Below are 3,623 nucleotides of genomic sequence, written 5' to 3'. Positions count from 1 at the left end.
ACGGCGAGGCTGGCAAGCAGTGCCAGAAAGGCAGAGAGAACAAGTCGGCCCAGGGTTTTCATGATGTGCATCTCCGCAGCAACTATAGATGGTGGCGGGCAGCTGCAAAAAACGGTACTGGATCCGGCGCCTGCCTAAGGCTTGCCTCCGGTGCCGCGCGCGATCATGCTGATGAAATTGAGTGCGGCGACCACGATGCCTTTGCTCAGCGGCAGCAGGGCGAAGAACAGAAAGAAGAGGTGGTTGACCTGCCACAGCGGCAGGGTCCGCAGATGCGCAAGCAGGCGCTGGCCATGCCCGCCAGCCGCGATGAAGGCGATGGCAGCGACGATCAGGGCCAGGAACAGCAGCGCTGCAGCCCGCGCAGACCCTGGTGCGCGTCGGAAGGCGACGCTGAGCGGGCGTATCAGGCAGCAGCCAAAGACCAGCGCACACAGAAAGGGCACCAGATGCACGGCTTCGCCGCGCACGAGCCAGGGCAGGGCGGTCACATAGGAGAGGCACAGCAGGGTGAGGCCGGTGGCTCCGATGATTCGGGGCGGGTTCTGATGCCGCTTCATGGACACGTGCCCGCGCGCCGAGGACAGGCCACGAAACCAGAGAAAAAGAGAGCGGTGATCGCTTGCTGCATGTCGATTTCAGGTGCTTTTGTGCATGAAAGGCAATGCTGAAAAGCGGAGGGAGCTATCACTATTGCTGATTGAGGCGGCGGTCAGTCACTTGACCTGGCGCTTTTCAAGCTTGCGCGCAAGGGTGCGCCGGTGCATGCCCAGCCGGCGCGCAGCCTCGGAGATATTGAAGCCGGATTCGGCCAGCGTTTCGTGGATATGCTCCCACTCCAGGGTCTTGATGGACGTGGTCTGGCTGCTGACCTCGACGTCCGTACGGCCTTCGACACGTCCGAAGGCTGCCTCGATGTCGTCTGTGTTCGAGGGTTTGGCCAGGTAGTGGCAGGCGCCGAGCTTGACGGCCTCCACGGCCGTGGCAATGCTGGCGTAACCGGTGAGCACGACGATCAGCGCAGCGGGGTTGTGCAGATGCAGCATCTGCACGCAGTTCAGGCCCGAGGCATTGCCGGCCAGCTTCAGGTCCATGACTGCATACTGCGGCCTGTACTGGGTCAGCAGCAACTGCACTTCCTCGCCGCTGGTGGCATGCAGCACGCGGTAGCCCCGGCGCTCGAACGAGCGCTTGAGGGTGCGTGCAAATGCCGCATCATCTTCAACCAGCAGCAGTAAACGTTCTTCTTCCATGCAATCAACAGTGTCCTAAATCGCGAGAGCGGACTGGGGCAGACTGACCTCCACCAGCGCACCTCCGCCTTGCTGCGCCGGAAGATTGCCGGCATGAACGCGGCCGCCCAGGGCGCGGGCCACGTTGGTGACGAGAAACAGGCCCAGGCCGCGGCCAGGGCGCTCCTGCTTGGTGGAAACATGGCACTGGCCCAGTTGCTGCAGCACGGAGGCATCGAAGCCCGGTCCATGGTCGCGCACCTGGATGCGTATCTGGTCGTGATCGCTGCTGAGGGTCAGCTCCACCCAGTCGGGCGAGGCTTCGAGGGCATTGTCCAGCAAATTGCAAATCATTTGCTGCAAGGCAGTATCCGAGAGCATGGCAAAGTCCCTGACGTCCTGCTGGTGCAGTACAAAGTGCTGCAGGTTGTTATGGGCTTGCCAGTGGCTGACCACGCCTTGGACAAAGCTTGCAAAAGTGGTGCTTTCCGTGCCTTCGGCCCGTGTCTCGCCGGCCGACAGCAGCACGCCGGAAACGATGGACTTGCAGCGCAGCAGCTGGCGCTGCATTTCCTGCAGGTCCTCGCGCAGATCGCTGTCCTGCATGAGTGCCGGCATATGCTGCCAGTCGCCCAGGATCACGGACATGGTGGCCATGGGCGTGCCCAGCTCGTGGGCCGCGCCGGTGGCCAGCAGGCCCAGACGGACAATGTGTTCTTCCTCGCTGGCGCGCTGGCGCATATTGGAGATGCGCTTGTCGCGGCGGCGCGTGTTCTCGACGATGCGGGTCAGAAAGACAATGGTCAGGATGCTGGTCAGCGCAAAGCTGATGAGCACGCCCACGACGTAGAGGCTGGGCAAACCTTCCTGACTCACGAACTGCACATGCAGCGGCTGGTGGAACAGGGTCAGGCCGATGACGCCGACAAACGAGGCTGCAACCACGCACCAGGTGAAATGGGCAGGCAGCAGCACGGCGCTCAGAATCCCCTGCAGCAGGTACAGGTAGATAAAGGGGTTGCTGGCACCGCCACTCAGGTACAGCTGAATGGTCAGGGCCAGCACATCGGCCAGCAACGCGTGGAAGACGCTGCGTGAGGTCACGGGGCGGTGCAGGCCCTGGCTCCAGTAGATATAGGCCAGGTTGGTGGCCACCAGTGCCACCAGGACCAGTGCCATGGGCAGCAGGGGCAGGGGGATCTGAAAGCCGTAGTGCACCAGCGAGATGGTGACAACCTGGCCGACCACGGCAATCCAGCGCAGCTGAATCAGCAGCTGCATGTTCTGCCGCTCGGTCAGGCGCTGTACGCGGAACAGGGAATCGGATATTGGGCTCACCGCGCAATTGTCACCGAGCGAGCCTGCCACGGATGGCTTTGGGGCTATGCGTTCCTGAGGCAGCAGCAGTCGGGCCGGGCATGAAAAAGCGCTCCGGGGGAGCGCTTTTCAGAGGGCATCAGCTTCTGGCAACGGTCTTGTCATGCCGGCGCACCAGCCAGGCTGCGACCAGAACCATGGCTGCCAGCCCATACCAGGTCAGCGCGTAGACCAGATGGCTGTTCGAGAACCGGATGACTGTCATGCCGGGGCGCAGGATGTCGCTGCCGGCCTCTGTCTGGGCATGGGCCGGGTTGCTGGCGGGCACCCCCTGGTCTATGAAGTAGGGGGCTGCCCGGCTCAGACCCTGGGCCTGGGCAATGGCCGCGACATCGCGCGAGAACCACTGGCCGGTGGCCGGGTCGTTCCTGCGCAAGAAGCCGCCGCCGGGCTCGCTCATGCGCATCAGTCCGATGACCGTGACGGTCTCGGCGGACGGGCCGGCTTCGGCAATCTGCCTGAGCCATTCGCTGCGCAGCTTCTCGGGCGTGAAGCCGCGATTGACCAGAACCTGCGTGCCATCGTTCAGCTGCAGCGGTGTCATGAGCCAGAAACCTGCACCTGCTTCGGTCAAGGCCTTGGTCAGCACGCTTTGCTTGTCCAGCCATTGGCCCTGTGCCTTGACGGGCAGATACTCGTGGCTGGCCGCAGTGATCTGCGGCCACTGGCCGGGCTCGGGCACGGCCACCGGGGCACTATGCACGCGCTGCTCCACGCGCTCGATGAGGTCGAGCTTCCAGGCACGGCGCTGGACCTGCCAGGTGCCCAGGGCCATGAACCCCAAAAACAAGGCGATGCCCACAAATGCGAGCATCGCCTTGGCGAAGGGAGAGCGCTGCCGCGCAGCGCTCTGGTTCTTCATGAGGTCAGTCAAGGTGTGACCGCTGCGGGAGCCGTGTGACCTGCGTGCTCTGCGCCCTGGTGCATTTCATGACCGGGCATCATGTTGGTGTTCATGTGGAACATGACCCAAAGCGTGCCGGAGATCGCAATCGCCAGGAAGATCACCGTGAA

General features: G+C 63.2%; 4 protein-coding genes and 1 pseudogene. All 5 read right to left on the bottom strand.

What is annotated here, in order from left to right; all coding sequences use genetic code 11:
• Positions 1-134: 134 nt before the first annotated feature.
• Positions 135-560, bottom strand: coding sequence for a polymerase (locus tag E2583_RS03055; protein ID WP_291593126.1), 426 nt, complete (start codon positions 558-560; stop codon positions 135-137).
• A 156-nt stretch (positions 561-716) separates the two neighbouring features.
• Complete coding sequence (locus tag E2583_RS03050; protein ID WP_291593124.1) at positions 717-1,253, bottom strand: response regulator transcription factor; 537 nt, start codon at positions 1,251-1,253, stop codon at positions 717-719.
• 15 nt (positions 1,254-1,268) lie between these two features.
• A complete protein-coding gene (locus E2583_RS03045; protein WP_291593123.1) occupies positions 1,269-2,570 on the bottom strand; it encodes an ATP-binding protein in 1,302 nt (433 codons plus the stop codon).
• 118 nt (positions 2,571-2,688) lie between these two features.
• Positions 2,689-3,471: an SURF1 family protein gene (locus tag E2583_RS03040; RefSeq protein ID WP_291593121.1), complete on the bottom strand. Its 783-nt coding sequence runs from the start codon at positions 3,469-3,471 to the stop codon at positions 2,689-2,691.
• A gap of 8 nt (positions 3,472-3,479) precedes the next feature.
• Positions 3,480-3,623: pseudogene (locus E2583_RS03035) on the bottom strand (cytochrome o ubiquinol oxidase subunit IV); the annotation flags it as partial.

The organism is Comamonas sp., assembly GCF_009360615.1.
Taxonomy (GTDB): Bacteria; Pseudomonadota; Gammaproteobacteria; order Burkholderiales; family Burkholderiaceae_C; genus Comamonas.
The sequence above is the reverse complement of the archived record's forward strand: the minus strand, read 5'-3'. Positions and strand labels throughout refer to the sequence as shown.

Bases quoted from the DNA above. Each gene is read 5' to 3' on its own strand.
- E2583_RS03055 (WP_291593126.1), bottom strand. From the start codon at position 560: ATGAAGCGGCATCAGAACCCGCCCCGAATCATCGGAGCCACCGGCCTC.
- E2583_RS03050 (WP_291593124.1), bottom strand. From the start codon at position 1,253: ATGGAAGAAGAACGTTTACTGCTGCTGGTTGAAGATGATGCGGCATTT.
- E2583_RS03040 (WP_291593121.1), bottom strand. From the start codon at position 3,471: ATGAAGAACCAGAGCGCTGCGCGGCAGCGCTCTCCCTTCGCCAAGGCG.